The organism is Arthrobacter sp. PAMC25284 (assembly GCF_019443425.1).
Classification (GTDB): domain Bacteria; phylum Actinomycetota; class Actinomycetes; order Actinomycetales; family Micrococcaceae; genus Arthrobacter; species Arthrobacter oryzae_A.
In genome coordinates, this window is the sequence record NZ_CP080382.1 from 389,803 (window position 1) to 407,113 (window position 17,311).

Here is a 17,311-nt window from a genome sequence, read left to right on the forward strand (position 1 = left end):
GCCGGACATGTCTCAGGAGTCGTGCCCGTGGCAGTCGCTGCTGACGGCACGGTGTGCCCGTGGTGTCTTGGCGTAGACGTCCGGGCTGACCCGGTAGCCGCGCCGGTCCAGTTTAAGAGCTTGATTGTTGACCCGATTCAATTGGGCGCACGTGAGCTTCGTGATCTTGATCAGGTCCAGAAACTCCTGGCTGTTGCCTCCGGCTGCGGTGACTTTTACCAAACCGGTTCCGGCGGCGTAGAACTTGCGCTGGTTGCCGGCGCTGGCACCCTCCAGCGGGTTGAATTCGTCAATCTCCAGCACACCCGTGTAGGAACCTGCCGGGACGCTGACACGCCTGTTCGTCCTGAATACGTCGCCGCAGTCGAGGAAATCAACGGTCGGTGCATAGGCCTGGACGTAGGCCGGTGTATTGAGCTTCGGCTCGGCCTGCATGGCGATGCCGGCCTGTGCCTTGTCGATGCCGCTGATGAACGTGCTGGGTGCGCCTGCGAGCTTGCCGTTCTCATATTCCTCCGGATACTCGCCGAAGAGCCAGACCGTGCCGGCTCTCGTCTGTGCGAAGAAGGCGAGTTCTGATTCAACAAGCTCACCATTGGAATAGTCGCGGTCCCACATCACAAGCGTTTTGACGCCATCGACCAGCTTTGTCAGCCCGGTGACGGTGTGAAGAACGGTGCGGGTGGAGGTGCCCTCGACGGCGTCCTTCACGGTGCCGCGTGTGAGGTACTGCATGCCGGGCTTCAAGGGAAACCACTTGTTGTTGATCTTCGGCATCGGGGGAAACGCAGAACGGTCGAATTTGATCTCGGAGCCCGGTCCGCAGAGTGCCTGCGAACCGGAGCCCCTGACGGTTGATGGGGCTGCCGCTGTGTCCGCCGACGTTGCCGTCAGCGACCCCAGCGCCAGCAGGACCGCGCTCCCGTAAATAATGATGGTTGTGCTTCGATGACCCATCGGTCATGCCTTTCGATACGGGTGCGCGGGCCGCAGCTAAATGGCTGCGACGGGGTCGGGCTGACGGTGCCCGGGAAGCCGTCCGCCGTGCTTCTTGGCGAACTTGAGGTACAGCGACGGAACGATGAACAGGTTGACCAACGTCGAGGTGACGAGGCCGCCCAGGATCACCACCGCCATGGGGTGTTCAATCTCGTGACCCGGGATGTTTCCCATGACCACCAGCGGCACGAGTGCCAGGGCCGTGGCGAGAGTCGTCATTAGGATCGGTGACAAACGCTCGGCGGCGCCCCGCAGCACCAGGGCGGGCCCGAAGGTCATGCCTTCATGGGTTTCCAGGTGCTGACAGTGGTTGATGAGCAGGATGCCGTTGCGGGCAGCGATACCCATCAGGGTCAGGAATCCGACGAGGGACCCGAGAGAGAGGATGCCACCGCTCATGTGCGCGGCAATGACACCGCCCACCAGGGCGACCGGGAGCGTCAGGATCGCCAGGGTGGCCAGCCGCCAGCTCCGGAATGCTGCCTGGAGCAGGAGGTAAACCACGAGCAGTGCGCCAATCGAATAGAGCATCAGCCGGGAGGATGCCGCCTGCCGCTCCGTGTACTCGCCGAGGATGGCGGCGCTGTATCCGGTCGGGAAGTCGACGGTCGCCATTTCGGCTTCCAGCGCCTGCACGACCTTGCCCAGGTCCCCTTCCACAACGTTGGCACTGACATCTAGCCGCCGGGACCCTTCCGAACGCTGAATCGAGTTCGGTGTCGGTGCCACGGTGATCTTGGCGACGTCCGCGACCCGGATCCTTTGTCCGCTGGGGGTATCCAGCGGGAGGTTCTCGATGCTCGTCACGCTGGTGCGGAGCTCCGGAGGGCTCCAGACCTGGACGTCGTAGGCCTTACCGTCCCGATAGACGTCTCCGACTTCCTCACCCGCGACTAAGGTCGCAGCCGCACGGCGCACGTCGCCGGGTTTGAGGCCATAGCGCTGCGCAGCCTCCAGATCGACCTCGACGTTCATTTGCGGGATATTGGCTTGAAGTGCAACCTTGGCCCCGACGGCCCCCTCGATCCCTCCGAGAATGGACTTGACCTTGTCGGCCTCCGTGCGCAGGACGTCCAGATCATCTCCATATACGCGGACAACAACTGCGTAGCCCGTGCCCGTCAGGACTTCCCGGATACGCTCTTTAAGGTACGTCTGGACGTCCCGGACGATGCCCGGATAGCCTTCCACGACCTCTTCAACCGCAGCCAGCGTCTCGTCGTAATCCACCGAGGGATCCACACTGATCCAGTTTTCCCCAAAGTTGACGCCCACGACCTCATCGGCTGCGAAAGCCTGGCCGATATGCGAGCCGCAGTTGTTCACCCCGGGAATTGTCATCAACTCCTTACACGCGAGCTGACTGACCCGGACCTCCTCGGAATTGGAGGCACTCGGCGTCGTCAGCCAGTGCATCAGGAAGTCGCGTTCCTTGAAGGACGGCAACAGCGACTGTCCCAGGAGCGGAGCAGCAACGATGCCGACGACGCCCATGGCGCCCAAGGCGAGGTAGCCCGGGGCGGGGCGGCGCACGATGGGCCGCAGAGCGGCGTCGTACCAGCGCTTGAGAACCCGCACCAGTGGTGGGTCCCGGTCTTCCAGCTTGGCATTGCGCAGGAAGATGTACGCCATGGCAGGCGTGACGGTGAGGGCAACCAACATCGAAGCAATCACCGCGAGCGTGTAAGCAGTGGCCAGCGGTCGGAAGAAGGCGCCGGTCAGGCCGTCGAGGAAGAAAATCGGCACGGTCGCAGCGACGATGATGAGTGTCGCATACACGATTGGTCCGCGGACTTCCAGGGACGCATCGACCACTACCTTGGCGGTGCTTCCGGCACCACCGGCTGCCCGGTGGTGTCTCAGGCGGCGGACGATGTTCTCGACGTCGATGATCGCATCGTCCACCACGACCCCGACGGCAATTACCAGCCCCGCCAGAACCATGGTGTTCACTGTGCCCCCGGTCCAGTAGAGGACAAGTGCCGCAGCCACCAGGGAGAGCGGGATGGCCGCCACACTCACGAGTGCCGTCCGCCACTGGAAGAGGAAGAGACCCAGGACCATGATCACGAGCAGAGTTCCCAGCAGCAGCGCCAGGCTCAGGTTGCTGAGGGATTCTTCAATGAAGGTGGCCGGCCGGAAGAGTGTTGTATCCACCGCGATGCCGGTAAGCCCCGGCTCCATCGTCTTGAGTGCTTCCTCGACGCCACGGGTGACTTCCACGGTGTTGCCCCATGGCAGTTTTTCGACGATCAGCATGATGCCGGGGCCACCGTTGATGACCGCATCACCAATGAGCTGCTGGTGGTCCTCGACGACGTTGGCTACGTCGGCGAGCCGGAGTGGCGGTTTGCCTTCTTCCTGATCAAGGGACACCTGAGCGAGATCGGCCGGGGATGTGATCGGCTGGATATGCCTGATACCCATGGTCTGGTTGGGTGTGTCCAGCGATCCGCCGGTACCGATCAGCGAACCGGGGGAGTATTTGAGCAAGCCGGCATCCAGCGCGTCAGACGTTGAGTTCATCACATTCTCGAGCGTGACGTCATTGGCGGCCAGCTTGGCCGGATCAACCTGGACCTGCAGCATCTGCAGCCGCTCACCCCAAATGGCGACGTTCGCCACGCCGGGGACGCGCAGCAGGTGCGCCCGGATGCTCCAGTACGAGATCATCGACATTTCGATGAGCGACCTCGTGTCCGATGACAAACCGATCTTCATGACACGGCTGGTCGAGGACAGCGGCTGCAGCATCAACGGGGGTGCAGCCCAGGTGGGCAGCGTCGGAATGACGGTAGCCATCCGCTCTGCCACCAGTTGCCTTGCCGTGAGCAGATCCATGTCGTGCTTGAATTCCAGGATGATGGAGGAGAGCTGGGATACGGACTTGGACCGCATATGATCCAGCCCGTCGATCCCGTTGAAGGCCTCCTCCAGCGGCACCGAGACCAGTTGCTCGACTTCGGATGCGGTGAGCCCCAGGCAGGCTGTCTGGACCTCGACCTTTGGCGGGGCGAACTCGGGAAAGACATCGACGGATGCGCTGCTTAGTTGTGTGCCGCCTACGATCATCAGTGCCGCCGCCATCGCTATGATGATGGAGCGGAATCTGAGGCTCGCTGCGACTATACGGCGCATGTCACTTCGCCGAATCGAACTCGGCGCCGAACAGTTCTGTCGCGCCTACGGTTACAACTGCTGTGCCCACCGCCGGGCCGGCCGTCGCCGTGACGACGCCGCCTTCCACCCGTGCCACGGTCACACTCTGCCGCTGGAAGACCCCCGGCGCCGGGTTGGTGAAGACCCAGGTCTTGCCGTTGGCATCGTAAAGCAGAGCCGAGTATGGCACGGTGATGTCCGTTCCTGCTCCGGCGTTGACGGTGTCGGTCTTCATGTCCAGGCGTTCCATGGCCCGTTCGGTGAGGGTGATTTTGGCGATGCCGGTGTCGACATTTTTTTCAACCTTCGCCGGAGCGTTGGCGTTTTGGGCGGCGGCGGGCGTTACTGATGCCGTCTGCCCACAAGCGGGGACCGAGAACAACAGTGCGGCGCTGATACCTGCCGCCAGGGACAGGCGCCGCAGGTTCATTTGGTTGGTCATGATACTTCCACCTTTTCCTGCGATACGGGCATGACGGGTAGGTCCGCTTCGTAGACTGAATCCCATTCCTCGGGGCCGGATCGTGGCCCGAACAGGATCATCAACAGAGGCAGGACGAGGATTCCGACGAGCGTGGTCGTGACGAGTCCGGCGCCGATGATCAGTGCGATGGGGCCGAAAACCGCCTCACCGGCGACTCCGCCGAACACAGCCGGTGGAATCAGGATCAGGAGCGTGATCAAAGCGGACTTCAGGACCGGCACCAGGCGCTCCCTGGCTGCCCGCATGACGACCGTAGTATGGAGTGAGCCCGGGGACTGCCGCCAGTGTTCGTCAGCGCTGGCCGACAGCAGCGCCGCATTGCGGGCTGCGACTGCCAGAACTGCTGCAAACGCCGTCAGGGTCAGGAGGGACACGGACGCCCCGGCCAGCCAGCCGGCAATCGCCGCCCCGGCCAGGGCCGCGGGCATTGTCAGGAAAATGGCGAATGCAAGCTTCCAGTTCCGGACTGCTGTCTGGATCAGGATCAGGATCATCGCGAGGGCAGCTGCCCAAAGCCAGAGGAACACGGTCCAATCGGCCTGCTGGCTACCGTACGCCGTCGGAATCTGCGCGTGGTATTCCAGCGGGAACTCGATGTTCTTGATCGCGGCCGTAATATCCCGCTGCACATCCGCGAGCGGCCTTCCGCTGACATCGGCCTCCACATCGATCCGGCGCGAGGTCGCATCGTGCAGGACGACGACTTCGTTGGGAGCGAGACGGACGTCTGCGATCTGGCCCAGCAGGACATGCCCGCCGTCGGGGGTGTCTATCAGCATTTCGCGGATACTCGTCAAGTCATCCCTGACGTCGACGGCGCCTCGGACCACTACTTCGAAAACCTTCTGCTGTTCGAAGAGGTTGCCGACCACAATTCCCTGCATCAGGGTAGCGGCGGCACGCCGGGCGTCGCCGGGCTTGATGCCGACTTTCTGTGCTGCCTCAAGGTTGACTTCGACTTCCACAACGGGCGTCATGGCAGTGGCGTTGATGTGCGGGTTCTGAACACCCTCAACGCCTTCGATCGCCTTCCGGACTTCTTCGGCCTTGTCCCGCAGGATGCCCATATCAGTGCCGTAGACCCTGACCGCGAATCCGGGTTCCATGCTGCTGCGTTCGGAACCGATCTGCTGCTGGGAGTAGTGCATGACGTTGTTGGCTATGCCGGGATAGCCCTGAACGATCTCGCGTACGGCCTTCTCGGTCTGGCTGAAGTCCGCGTCAGGAGTAATGGAGACCCAGAGCTCGGCCGAGCTGCTGCCAACGACCTGGTCGGAGGATATGGCGCGGCCAACGTGGCCGCCCACACTGGAAACCCCCGGCACGGCCCGCAATTCCTGCGATGCACGTGAGGCGATCCTGCGGACCTCGTCCGTGGACGCGCCTGCCATGGTGTCCCACTGGACCAGTAGGGTCCGGTCCGGGAAGGTCGGCACGATTGGCCGGTCGCCGGAGAGTTGGGATCCTGCGGCCAGGCCCAGAGCTCCCACGACGGCTACCGCCACGAGGGACGCTGCCGTCCGGCCGCGGACTGCGTGCATTGTCCGATCGTGATAGGCCCTGGTCTTCCGTACTGCGGGTCCTTCGGTTTCCTGCTCGATGCCGCGCGGCAGCAAGAGTTGAACCAGGACGGGGGTCACGGACAACCCGACCACCATGGCGATGAGCAGGGCAAGGGCCGCCGTCCAGAACACCGGCTGGAAGAAGGCGCCGGGCACTCCCGAGAGGAATAGCGTCGGTGAAAGGGCAACCAGCATGATCAGTGATGCGTGCATCAACGGCGTGCGGACCCTGTGCACCGCCTGAATGACGCGTGTGCGCCGGTCAGAGGCAACCAATGGCTCGGGGACCGGAACAGCGCCCGGCCGACGCTTGGCCTGGAAATCCTCGACGATGTCGCCGACGATCACCGATATGGCCAACATCATGCCGATGAGGACAGTGATGTTGAGAGTGGCTCCTTGGAGGTAGAGCACCCCGGCAGCCGTGGCCACCGTGGTGGAGATGGCCACCAGTGCGATGACGGCAACACGCCAGGACCTGAAAAGCAGCCAGAACAGGATCACGGCCAGCAGGAGGCTCAACAGCAGCGCAGTTCCGATACTGTTCACCGTGTCCTGGAGGAAGGTGGCCGGCCGGAAGACCGAGGTGTCCATCTGCACGCCGGAAAGTCCGGGCTGCAGTTCCTTGAGTGCAGCCTCCACGTCCTGGGTGACCTGCAGGGCGTTGGCCCCGGGGAATTTCTCCACCACGAGCAGCAGGCCGGCGTCCTGACCGAAGGTGTCACCGATCAGCGGCTGGTGGTCTTCCTTGACCTGCGCCACATCACCGAGATTCATCTTCCCGCCACTGTCCTCCAAACTGACCTTGGCCAGGTCGGCCGGGGTCCGGATTGGCAGGACGTGCTGGATTCCCAGGCGTTGGTTCGGCGATTCCACGAAGCCGCCGGTACCCGGCGTCGAAGCTTCGAGGTAGCTCAGCGGCGACACCCACACGGCGTTGCCGGCAGTCTTTACAACCTGTTCGAGGGTGACTCCTTTGTCGCGAAGCTGGTTGGGATTGACTTCTACCTGGAGCTGCTGCTCACGCTGTCCCCAGATGGAAACATTGGCAACACCCGGAATGCCGATCAGGCGCGGCTTGATCTGCCAGCGCGCGAGCACGGACATGTCGATGCCGGAAAGCTCGGTGGAGTTCATTTTCACCATCAGGACGCGGCTCGTCGATGAGGTCGGCTGCATGATCAGCGGCGGCGCCGAAACGTTCGGCAGCGCGTGGGCCTGGGTCATCCGTTCGGCCACAAGTTGCCTGGCCCGCAGCAGGTCGGTGCCGGGCTCAAAGATGAGTTCGATCGATGAAAGCCCCGCCACGGATTTGGACCGGATTTCATCCAGCCAGGCCACCCCGTTGAGGAGGTCGGCTTCCATCGGGGCGGTGATGAGCTGTTCAACTTCAACAGCGGAGAGGCCAAGGGCCTCGGTCTGGATTTCGACCTGCGCAGGCGAGAACTCCGGCATGCTGTCAACTGCAAGACGCGGCGCGTTGACGACACCGAAAGCAATGAGCCCGGCGGCAAGGGCGAGAACCAGGATGCGGAACTGCATACTGAAGCGGGTAACCCAGCCAAACATGGCTAATCCATTTCCATGGAGCCGGAAAATCCGAGGCTCACGGCCGGTATTTCTGGTTTACTCGCGCAGGAAGTTCGAACGTGCGACATAACAGGCTCCTCAACCTGAGACCAGTGCGAATCCCCCCATGAGATCCGTGGCATGCGACCCTGAGAGAATACTGATCCGATCCAATGCCAATGGCAATAAGCCCAATTTGGAGGGCTACGCGCAGTCTGCTCTCAGTGTTTTCTCAGCAAGGGACAGCATCATTGAGGTGAAGCATTGTTCTCTCGCGGAAATACGTGGCACGACAAAAAGTTCCACTTGCCGGGTCCGGCGTGCTACTTGGAAATCGAGAAATTAGCACTTGGAATGTATCGTCAATTACTTGATCTAATGCATGGGTCAACGTCAGTAATACGTTACTTATCCCTATTCACGTTTTATGTAACAATTCGGCTACGCCGACTTTTCGGCCCTTTCTGCCTGCTTTTACGAACAGGTTTTTGTCACGCGGGGGCTGCGTCTGGGTCGGCGGGCCGGAATGCGGTTCAGCGGATCAAGTGTGGGAGCCGGCCTGGATGCCCCGCAGGTGTTCGGTAAGGTTCAGCGGGAACTGGCCTGAGACGCTAAAGTGGACGTATGCCTGTGAACCTCCTGCTTAGCTAGCCGCCCGGTATTCGAACGGAATCCGGATCATCGAGCGGCAGCCCCTCCTAACGAGGGGCTTTTGTGTGTCCGGGGTCCGTTACGGACAGCTAGCCGCGGCGGCCGTTGGGGTTAGACAGCATCAGGTGAGGTATTCAGGCGTGACAGAACACGTGACAGAACAGAAGAGGCCAGCAGTGAGCGTTCAGCCGGAGACAGATACCGGAACAGCATCAGCCGCGACGGATGCGCCCGAAGAGGGCGCCTACAACTTCGCGGCGATGGAAGCCAAGTGGCCCCAGGTCTGGGAAGACCTGAAGGTGTTCACTCCGGTCGACGACGGATCGAAGGAACGCCGCTATGTACTGGACATGTTCCCGTACCCTTCCGGCGACCTGCACATGGGCCACGCCGAGGCGTTCGCGATGGGCGACGTCGTCGCACGGTACCTGCGGCAGCAGGGGTATGACGTACTGCACCCCATCGGCTGGGACTCCTTCGGCCTCCCGGCAGAAAACGCTGCCATCAAGCGCAACGCACACCCGAGCGAGTGGACCTACGCCAACATCGAGACCCAGGCGGCGTCGTTCAAGCGGTATGCCATCTCTGCCGACTGGTCCCGCCGGATCCACACCTCAGATCCCGACTACTACCGCTGGACCCAGTGGCTCTTCACCCGCTTCTACGACCGGGGCCTTGCCTACCGGAAGAACTCGCCGGTCAACTGGTGCCCGAAGGACCAGACGGTGCTCGCCAACGAGCAGGTCGTCAACGGCGCGTGTGAGCGCTGCGGGACCCCTGTCACCAAGAAGTCGCTGAACCAGTGGTACTTCAAGATCACCGAGTACGCCGACCGGCTGCTTGAGGACATGGACGAGCTGCGCGGCCACTGGCCCGAGCGCGTCCTGGCGATGCAGAAGAACTGGATCGGCCGTTCTGAAGGCGCCCACGTCAACTTTGTCATCGAGGCCACCGAGGCCAAGCAGGCCAAGGACGTTACGGTGTTCACGACCCGCCCGGACACTCTCTACGGAGCGACGTTCTTCGTGGTCGCTGCTGACGCCGCGCTGGCAGTCGAGCTTGTCACGGATGAGCACGCCGAAGCGTTGGATGCCTATCGCGAGCAGGTCAAGGCGCTCTCCGAAATCGAACGCCAGTCCACCGAACGCGAAAAGACCGGTGTTTTCACCGGACGCTACGCCATCAACCCGCTCAACGGCGAAAAGCTGCAGGTCTGGGCCGCCGATTACGTCCTGGCGGACTATGGCACGGGCGCCATCATGGCCGTCCCGGCGCACGACCAGCGCGACCTCGACTTCGCCCGCACCTTCGGCCTGCCGGTCCGGGCGGTGCTCGATACCGGGGCCGAAGATCCTGCCGTCACGGGCACGGCCACTACCGGCGAAGGCACCCTGGTCAACTCGGGCGACCTCAATGGACTGCCGAAGGCAGCGGCCATCCCTGCCGCCATTGACATCCTGGAACGCCAGGGCACCGGCGAGAAGTTCGTCAACTTCCGCCTGCGCGACTGGCTGCTGAGCCGCCAGCGCTTCTGGGGTACGCCCATCCCGATCATCCACTGCCCGGCCTGCGGCGAAGTTCCGGTCCCGGACGAGCAACTGCCCGTCACGCTGCCGGCCGAGCTGCGCGGCGAGGCCCTGGCCCCGAAGGGCACCTCACCGCTGGCCGCCGTCGAAAGCTGGGTCAACGTCGAGTGCCCCACCTGCCAGGGTCCGGCCAAACGCGACACAGACACAATGGACACCTTCGTGGATTCGTCCTGGTACTTCCTGCGCTTCGTTTCGCCGCAGTACACGAAGGGGCCCTTCGATCCGGCGAAAATCAACGACTGGATGCCGGTGGGCCAGTATGTAGGCGGCGTGGAGCACGCAATCCTGCACTTGCTCTACGCCCGGTTCTTCACCAAGGTCATCCATGACCTTGGCCTGATCGAGGCGGACGAGCCCTTCAGCGCGCTTTTGAACCAGGGCCAGGTGCTCAACGGCGGTAAGGCCATGAGCAAGTCCCTCGGCAACGGGGTGGACCTTGGCGAGCAGCTGGACAAGTTCGGCGTCGACGCCGTGCGCCTGACAATGATCTTCGCCTCCCCGCCGGAGGACGACGTCGACTGGGCGGACGTGTCGCCGTCGGGATCCGCGAAGTTCCTGGCCCGCGCCTGGCGGCTCGGACAGGATGTCGCCAGTGAACCCGGTGTCGACTTCAACACCGGCGACCGCGCCCTGCGCACCGTCACCCACCGCACCATCGCCGGCGCCGCGGCACTGCTGGACCACAACAAGTTCAACGTTGTGGTGGCCAAACTCATGGAACTGGTCAACGCGACCCGCAAGACCATCGACACCGGAGCCGGCGGAGCGGACCCCGCCGTCCGCGAGGCCGTGGAAGCCGTCGCGGTTATCCTGAGCCTCTTCGCCCCGTACACGGCAGAGGACCTTTGGAACACCCTGGGGCATCCCGCGTCTGTGGCCAACGCCGGCTGGCCTGCACATGACGAGTCCATGCTGGTGCAGGATACGGTCACCGCCGTCGTCCAGGTCCAGGGCAAGGTACGCGACCGCCTTGAGGTGTCCCCGGACATCAGCGAGGACGACCTGCGCGAACTCGCGCTGGCCTCGGAAAATGTCCAGCGGGCCCTCGACGGCCGCGGCATCCGCACGGTCATCGTGCGGGCACCTAAACTGGTCAATATCGTCCCGGCATAGACGGACCCGGCCGCCGGCACCCGCGGGCGGCCGGATGGACCGGCCAGCCCCGTCAACCAGCCCCCACAGCAGGAGTGTTCCGTGACTGACGCCGAACCAGCAGGACAGTCCTGGCTGCGGGGGCGGTTTCTTCGGCTCCGCGATGCTGCCCGGTCCGGGACTCCTCCGGCGGCGGTCGTTCGAACCGCCATTGTCACCGACTCGGCTGCCGCACTGCCGGCGGACTGGGTCCGGGACCTCGTTGCCGACGGCCGGCTCACCGTCGTTCCGATGCCGGTTATGGTCGGTGCCGAGATCTACGGCGAAGGTGACGACGACATCGCCGGGACCATTTCCGTCGCCCTGGCCACCGGTACACCGGTCAAGACCTCGCGACCCTCGCCCGGACAGTTTGACCATGCGTATCTGGCAGCCAAGGAACGCGGGTTTGACGCCGTGGTGTCAGTCCATCTTTCGGGGGACTTGTCCGGCACCGCCGACGCCGCACGCCTCGCCGCGGGTCGGGCCGGTATTCCCGTCGAAGTCCTCGATTCCCGGACCGTGGGAATGGCCCAGGGAATGGGTGTACAGAGCGCGGTCGCCGCCGCCGAGGCCGGGGGCGCCGTCTCCGACGTCCGGGCGGCAGCCGAGGAACGGCTCGCCCGCACCAAGGTCTACTTCTACGTCCCCAGCCTTGAACAGCTGCGCCGCGGCGGAAGGATCGGTGCTGCTGCGTCCGTATGGGGAACAATGTTTGCCATCAAGCCCATCCTGGCAGTGGAGAACGGCAGGATCGTGCCGCTGGAGAAGGTCAGGTCCGCGGCAAAGGCAGTTGCCCGGCTTGAAGAAATCGTAGCGGCCGACGCCGCCGCCAGGCCGTCCGGGAAGGCCCGGTTGGCGGTCCATCACTTCGGCAATCAGGCGGAAGCCGAGCAGTTGGCTGCCCGCCTCGCGGCGTTGCTGCCCAGCTGCCCGCCTGCGCAGATCAGCGCGCTCCCGGCAGTCCTCGCCGCACACGCAGGACTCGGGGTGCTGGCGGTGATCGTAGGGGAGTCCGAGGCGCCAAACACGGTCGGATCCTCGCCGCTCCGGAACGGTTCGCCGGTTTAAGGCTCCAGAATGTAGTCCGGCTGCGGGCCCGAGCCGGGGATCCACAAGCTGGCGGTCGCCTGCCGCGCGGCCCCGGCCTCAAACCACCACAGCACCCGGGTGTTGCAGCGGTACGTGACGGTCACGTGTGCCAGCGCCCCTTCCGAGGGGACAGCCTCAACGGCGGTATCGGCCGATTTCGTCTGCCAGATGAACCTTTGACCAGCCGTCATTCCCTCGCTTCCGTTCACCGTCACATAGGAAATGCCATACAGGCCGTTGTCAGGACAGAACTGCTCGGACACGGAGATAGTAACGGTCCGGGTCGATGTGGATGGAGCGGGCGAAGCCGGAGGGACGGGTGGTGTCGGCGCGGGTGGGGTGGACGCGGGTGGGACCGACCCGGCCTCGAATGCGGATGCCGCTGATGGGGCCTTGATGGAGGGTGGGGCCGAGCCGGCACCTATGGCCAGTGCAGCTGAGAGGACCCCGACGGGTGGCAGTACTGGGCTTGGTGCAGCCTCTGTTGTAGATGGCAGTGCTGGGGTTGTTGGTTCCTCTGTTGCGGGTGGCAGTGCTGGGGTTGTTGGTTCCTCTGTTGCGGGTGGCAGTGCTGGGGTTGTTGGTTCCTCTGTTGCGGGTGGCAGTGCTGGGGTTGTTGGTTCCTCTGTTGCGGGTGGCACTGATGAGTTTGGGGGTTCCTCTGTTACTGGTGGCACCGGTGGGGCCGGTAGGATTTCGGTTGCTGTCGTGGGTGCGGTCGGCGAAGCGGGCACTGCCGCGGAAGTATCTGGCGCCGAAGTCACGTATGGATGCGTTGTGGCCGTATCGGCGGGCGGCGTTAGCAGGGCAGCCTGTAGCGCGAGCAGGGCAACCGGCAAAAAGATCAGTGGCATGGCACACCAGCTTTCGACGCATGCAGGGCGTCCGGTCGATCAGGGTTGCCCCCAGCTGGCAGCTCATTCTTCGATGGAGTATGCAGACAGTATCACCGGCAACCGGCTTGGAAAAGAGTAGAGCCAGTCCAAGTAGCGGCGCCGGGACGGGTGCTGCGTCCGACTGTCCACATACGCGCGGTGAGTGATATCCGCTGCGATGAGTTGTTCTTACGCTGGATTCCATGCCGCGCCGGTCCCAGGAAACCCAAGACACAGCCGCACCGCACCCTGCCCGGGACCGCCTCGCAGCCACCCTGGGCGGCTCGTCAGCGCAGGATGGCGGCTCCGTCGGGCTACTGGAGTTACCGACGGACGGGTTGGCCCCGAAGGCCTCCGCGCGGTTCAGAACCCGCACGGGTTTGGCAGCGGTTGCCCTGCTAATGGTCTTAGTGGTGCTGGCAGGCAGTTGGCTGTGGTGGCAGGCAGCCACCGGCTCTCCCACAGCAGTTCCACTCAGTGATGTGTCCGCGCTCACTGGCGACGGTCCGGCAGCCGCGTCGGACCCGGCCGGGGCCGCCGCCGGACGGAGGGGATCCAACACCCGAATCAATCCTCGTCCACGTCGCCGGAGCAGTCGCCAGGGCAGGGGTAGTGGAACTGCCGGCCGGAAGCCGTCTCTTCGAAGCCATTGCGGCGGCAGGCGGGGGAACCGATGTGGCGGACCCAGCCCGGCTCAACCTTGCGGCTGTGCTGGCCGACGGACAAAAGGTCATCGTGCCGGCACTGGGAGAACCTGATCAGGCTTACACCCCACCCGACGGAACAGCTGGCTCCGGGATGAAACCAGACGCCGGCGGCCAGCTCCCCGGCAGCGGGAAGATCAATCTGAATACGGCCGACGTCGCCGAACTTGGCACGCTGCCACGCGTTGGCCCGGTCCTGGCCCAGCGCATCGTGGACTGGCGGCAACAGCACGGGCGCTTCACGTCCGTGGAGGAACTCGACGCAGTGGAAGGTGTGGGGCCAAAAATGCTCGCCGCACTGCGTCCGCTGGTGGCGATTTGAGATGGAGGGCGCTGAACTGAACGGACCCCAGAAGCAGGCTTCCCCGACGGATGGCACTGGGGCGGCCGGATCGAGCCCCGCCGTGCCGCGACGCTGGCAGCGCTTCGTGGACGTTGCGGTCGCGTCGGCCCCGGCCGAAACGTCAGGGCCAGCGGCCGGCCGGCCGGTGCGGACGGGCGCCGGCATCTCCGGACCAATAGTCCCCGGGGCCCGTGCCGGGAAAAGCCCGGTACCGGGAAGATACTTCGAGGCACGCCTCCGCCCCGGGCATGCAGCCGTGGCAGCGGACAGTGCTGTTCTGCCCCGCACCGACTTGCGCCTTGTCCCCGCAGCGCTGCTGGTGTGGGTCACGGCCGCAGCCGGGCAGTGGCTGACTGTTCCCGGGCTGGGGATCCTGTGCGTAGTGATGACGGTAACCGCAGGGCTCCTCGTGCGGGCGGCTTCCGCCAGGACCCGCGGCTGCCTGCGCGGAGAACCCAGTGCCAGGGGCCAGCGAAGCCTGCTGGCAACGCTGGCGGCAGCATTGATACTCGCCGCCGCCGCAGCGGCCCACGCGGCCGTTGCAGCGTCCCAACGCCTCGAGGGTCCCGTCGCGGCTGCTGCCACAGCCCGTGCGGCCATCGTTGCCGACCTCGAAATCGCGGGCATCCCGCGGCGGCTCACGATCCCGGGCAACCGGGGCGCGGCAGAACGCTGGGCCGTCCGGACAACCCTGCTCGTTATGCGAACGGACGGCCTCCAGTTCACGGCTTCGGCGGCCCTGCTGGTGATGGGTGGCCCGGAGTGGGCGGACGTCCTGCCCGGCCAGCAGTTGCGCGTCTCCGGCACGCTCCGCCCGGCCGAAGCAGGTCAGCCGCATGCGGGGGTCCTCGCTGCCTCGTCGGCAGCAGTAGTGACCGTGCGGCCGGACGACTGGCTTTCAGGCCTGGGTCATGTGCGCCAGGACTTCAGCGATGCGGCCGACCGGCTGGAAGGCGATGCCAGGGGCCTGCTGCCCGGGATGGTCACCGGGGACACCAGCGGACTCGACGGCGAGCTGGACCTCGCGATGAAAACGGTCGGAATGACCCACTTGACCGCCGTCAGCGGAGCGAACTGCAGCCTGATTCTTGGCGCGCTGCTGCTGGCAGCACGCACCGTGCGCCTGCCGCGACCAGCCGCCGCCGGTGTTTGCCTCTCCGGGCTCGGCCTGTTTGTACTCCTGGTCGGACCTGACCCCAGCGTTCTCCGCGCCGCCATGATGGGCGGCATCGGGTTGGCCGCATTGGCGTTCGGCCGCGCCGGCCGCGGACTGAGCCTCCTGTGCGTGGCCGTGATCGGCCTGGTCCTGGCTGACCCGGCCCTGGCTGCCAGCTTCGGCTTCGTCCTCTCGGTCCTGGCTACGTTCGGCATCGTGGTGGCGGGCCGGCGCATTATGAACTGGCTGCCGTCCCGGATGCCGCGATGGGCGGCAGCCGGGGTCGCGGTCCCGCTCTCGGCGCAACTCCTGTGCGGGCCGGTGATTGTGCTGCTGCAGCCCCAATTCGCAGCCTATGCCCTGCCCGCCAACGTGGCAGCCGCCGCGTTCGTGGTTCCGGTCACTCTTCTTGGGACCGCCGCGCTGCCACTCCTGCCGCTGATCCCGGCCGCAGCGGACATGCTCATGATGGTGTCCGGCGGGTTCGCCGCAGTCGTAGCCGGGACGGCGCGGTTTTTCGCCATTCTGCCGGGCGCGGCATTGCCATGGCCAGAAGGTATTTTTGGACTCTGCACCATGGCGCTGCTCTCCGCGGTAGCGCTGGCAGTCCTCTGGCTGGCGCTGCATCCGGCCGGGACGGTACGGCTGGCACTTTCCGCGCACGCCCGGACCAGTGCTCTGCTGGAGAGTTCATTTGCAGGGGCGTGGCGCGGGGGGCCGGTGGCGTGTGCGGCTCGCTCCGGCGCATCAGCGATCCCGCGGACGCGGTACTCCGGCCTCCCGACCGCGCCGCCCGCAGGCCGGGAACCGCGGCTTGGTGGACCGGTCCCGGCGTGGCACGCTTAGAGTCTGCAAACCAACTTCCGGGAGGAATCTTCAGTGGCGGCTTCCCAAACCCAACGCCCAAGGACGATGGCGGCGAACACCGCCACGTGGCGAGACGTGACCGCCGCGGCTGTCGTTCTGGTGGGCGGACCGGAGGACTACCTGGGCAGTCGTGCCATGGACCGCATCCGCGGCCAGGTCCGCGAGGCCGCTCCGGATGTTGAAGTGAGCCGGCTCAACGCCGCAATTTACATACCGGGCGCACTGGAGATGAACGTCAGCCCGTCCCTCTTCGGCGAGCAGAAGCTGATCGAGGCCGAGGGACTTGAAGCCATGAACGACGCCTTCCTCGTCGATGCCCTGAAGTATCTCGAGCGGCCCGAACCCGACGCCGTGCTGGTCCTGCGGCACGGCGGGGGCGTGCGCGGCAAGAAACTCCTGGACGCTGTGAAAGCCGGCGGCTGGCCGGTGGTTGATTGCCAGCCGCTCAAAAAGGATGCCGACAAGGTGGCGTTCGTGGCGTCTGAATTCAAGGCCGCGGCCAGACGCATCAATCCTGATGCCGTGCAAGCTCTGGTAAATGCCGTTGGTGCGCACCTGGCTGAACTGGCGGCGGCCTGCAGTCAGTTGATAGCAGATGCCACCACCGCTGTGGACGTGGAGATGGTTGACAGGTACTACGGCGGCCGGGTCGAGGCCACGGGCTTCAAAGTTGCCGATGCTGCGATGGCCGGGAACGCTCCGCTGGCTCTTTCAACCCTGCGCCACGCACTTGCGACAGGTGCGGACCCGGTCCCGATCGTTGCTGCGTTGGCATCCAAACTCCGGGGCCTGGCCAAGGTCGCCGGTGCGCAGGGGTCTTCGTCGCAGATCGCCAAACAGTTGGGTATGCAGCCGTGGCTCGTGGAGCAGGCGCAGCGCGACGTCCGGCGCTGGACGCCCGAGGGGCTGGTGCGCTCCATCCAGGTCACGGCCGAGGCCGACGCCCAGGTCAAGGGCCTGTCCCGGGACCCGGTCTACGCCGTGGAGCACGCCGTGACGGTGATTGCGACGTCGGTACGCCGCTCCTGAGCCACGGGGGCCGGGCCGGTTTTCCGGCCCGGTACCCAAAGACCCCGGTCAGCGTGGCCGAAAAGACACCCGGAGATCAAATCTATCCATTAACTGCATGT

Annotated in this window: 10 protein-coding genes; 5 read left to right on the top strand and 5 right to left on the bottom strand. The window is 64.8% G+C overall.

Annotation, left to right across the window (positions count from 1 at the left end):
• Positions 1-12: 12 nt before the first annotated feature.
• The 4 genes from KY499_RS01845 to KY499_RS01860 are packed head-to-tail and all read right to left on the bottom strand — an operon-like array spanning position 13 to position 7,773.
• The gene (locus KY499_RS01845) at positions 13-957 is read right to left on the bottom strand and encodes a hypothetical protein (RefSeq protein WP_258190892.1); all 945 of its coding nucleotides are present in this window, start codon (positions 955-957) and stop codon (positions 13-15) included.
• Between the two features lie 36 nt (positions 958-993).
• On the bottom strand, positions 994-4,086 hold the full coding sequence (locus KY499_RS01850) for an efflux RND transporter permease subunit (RefSeq protein ID WP_258190893.1): 3,093 nt from the start codon (positions 4,084-4,086) through the stop codon (positions 994-996).
• 52 nt (positions 4,087-4,138) lie between these two features.
• Entirely contained in the window at positions 4,139-4,600 is a 462-nt protein-coding gene (locus KY499_RS01855) for a hypothetical protein (protein ID WP_219886112.1), read from the bottom strand.
• On the bottom strand, positions 4,597-7,773 hold the full coding sequence (locus KY499_RS01860; RefSeq protein WP_219886113.1) for an efflux RND transporter permease subunit: 3,177 nt from the start codon (positions 7,771-7,773) through the stop codon (positions 4,597-4,599). Before KY499_RS01860 ends, KY499_RS01855 begins: the two co-directional genes overlap by 4 nt.
• Positions 7,774-8,600: 827 nt before the next feature.
• Here KY499_RS01860 and leuS point away from each other — a divergent pair.
• Both leuS and KY499_RS01870 read left to right on the top strand, forming a co-directional pair.
• Complete coding sequence (gene leuS, locus KY499_RS01865) at positions 8,601-11,126, top strand: leucine--tRNA ligase (RefSeq protein WP_219886114.1); 2,526 nt, start codon at positions 8,601-8,603, stop codon at positions 11,124-11,126.
• A gap of 81 nt (positions 11,127-11,207) precedes the next feature.
• Positions 11,208-12,215 carry a DegV family protein gene (locus tag KY499_RS01870; protein WP_123254234.1) on the top strand — a complete coding sequence of 336 codons (1,008 nt, stop codon included), beginning with the start codon at positions 11,208-11,210 and terminating at the stop codon, positions 12,213-12,215.
• Here KY499_RS01870 and KY499_RS01875 read toward each other — a convergent pair.
• The gene (locus tag KY499_RS01875; RefSeq protein ID WP_123254233.1) at positions 12,212-12,499 is read right to left on the bottom strand and encodes a hypothetical protein; all 288 of its coding nucleotides are present in this window, start codon (positions 12,497-12,499) and stop codon (positions 12,212-12,214) included. The genes KY499_RS01870 and KY499_RS01875 overlap by 4 nt on opposite strands.
• Positions 12,500-13,723: 1,224 nt before the next feature.
• On the opposite strand from KY499_RS01875, the gene KY499_RS17990 reads away from it, so the two are divergent.
• The 3 genes from KY499_RS17990 (at position 13,724) to holA (ending at position 17,210) form a co-directional block, all read left to right on the top strand.
• Positions 13,724-14,137, top strand: a complete 414-nt coding sequence (locus KY499_RS17990) for a ComEA family DNA-binding protein (RefSeq protein WP_258190894.1) — start codon at positions 13,724-13,726, stop codon at positions 14,135-14,137.
• A 277-nt stretch (positions 14,138-14,414) separates the two neighbouring features.
• Positions 14,415-16,160: a ComEC/Rec2 family competence protein gene (locus tag KY499_RS01885; protein ID WP_258190895.1), complete on the top strand. Its 1,746-nt coding sequence runs from the start codon at positions 14,415-14,417 to the stop codon at positions 16,158-16,160.
• A 66-nt stretch (positions 16,161-16,226) separates the two neighbouring features.
• Positions 16,227-17,210: a DNA polymerase III subunit delta gene (holA, locus tag KY499_RS01890; protein WP_375141108.1), complete on the top strand. Its 984-nt coding sequence runs from the start codon at positions 16,227-16,229 to the stop codon at positions 17,208-17,210.
• Positions 17,211-17,311: the final 101 nt, after the last annotated feature.

Bases quoted from the DNA above. Each gene is read 5' to 3' on its own strand.
- KY499_RS01850 (WP_258190893.1), bottom strand. From the start codon at position 4,086: ATGGCGGCGGCACTGATGATCGTAGGCGGCACACAACTAAGCAGCGCA.
- KY499_RS01855 (WP_219886112.1), bottom strand. From the start codon at position 4,600: ATGACCAACCAAATGAACCTGCGGCGCCTGTCCCTGGCGGCAGGTATC.
- KY499_RS01860 (WP_219886113.1), bottom strand. From the start codon at position 7,773: ATGTTTGGCTGGGTTACCCGCTTCAGTATGCAGTTCCGCATCCTGGTT.
- holA (WP_375141108.1), top strand. From the start codon at position 16,227: ATGGCGGCGAACACCGCCACGTGGCGAGACGTGACCGCCGCGGCTGTC.
- KY499_RS01845 (WP_258190892.1), bottom strand. From the start codon at position 957: ATGGGTCATCGAAGCACAACCATCATTATTTACGGGAGCGCGGTCCTG.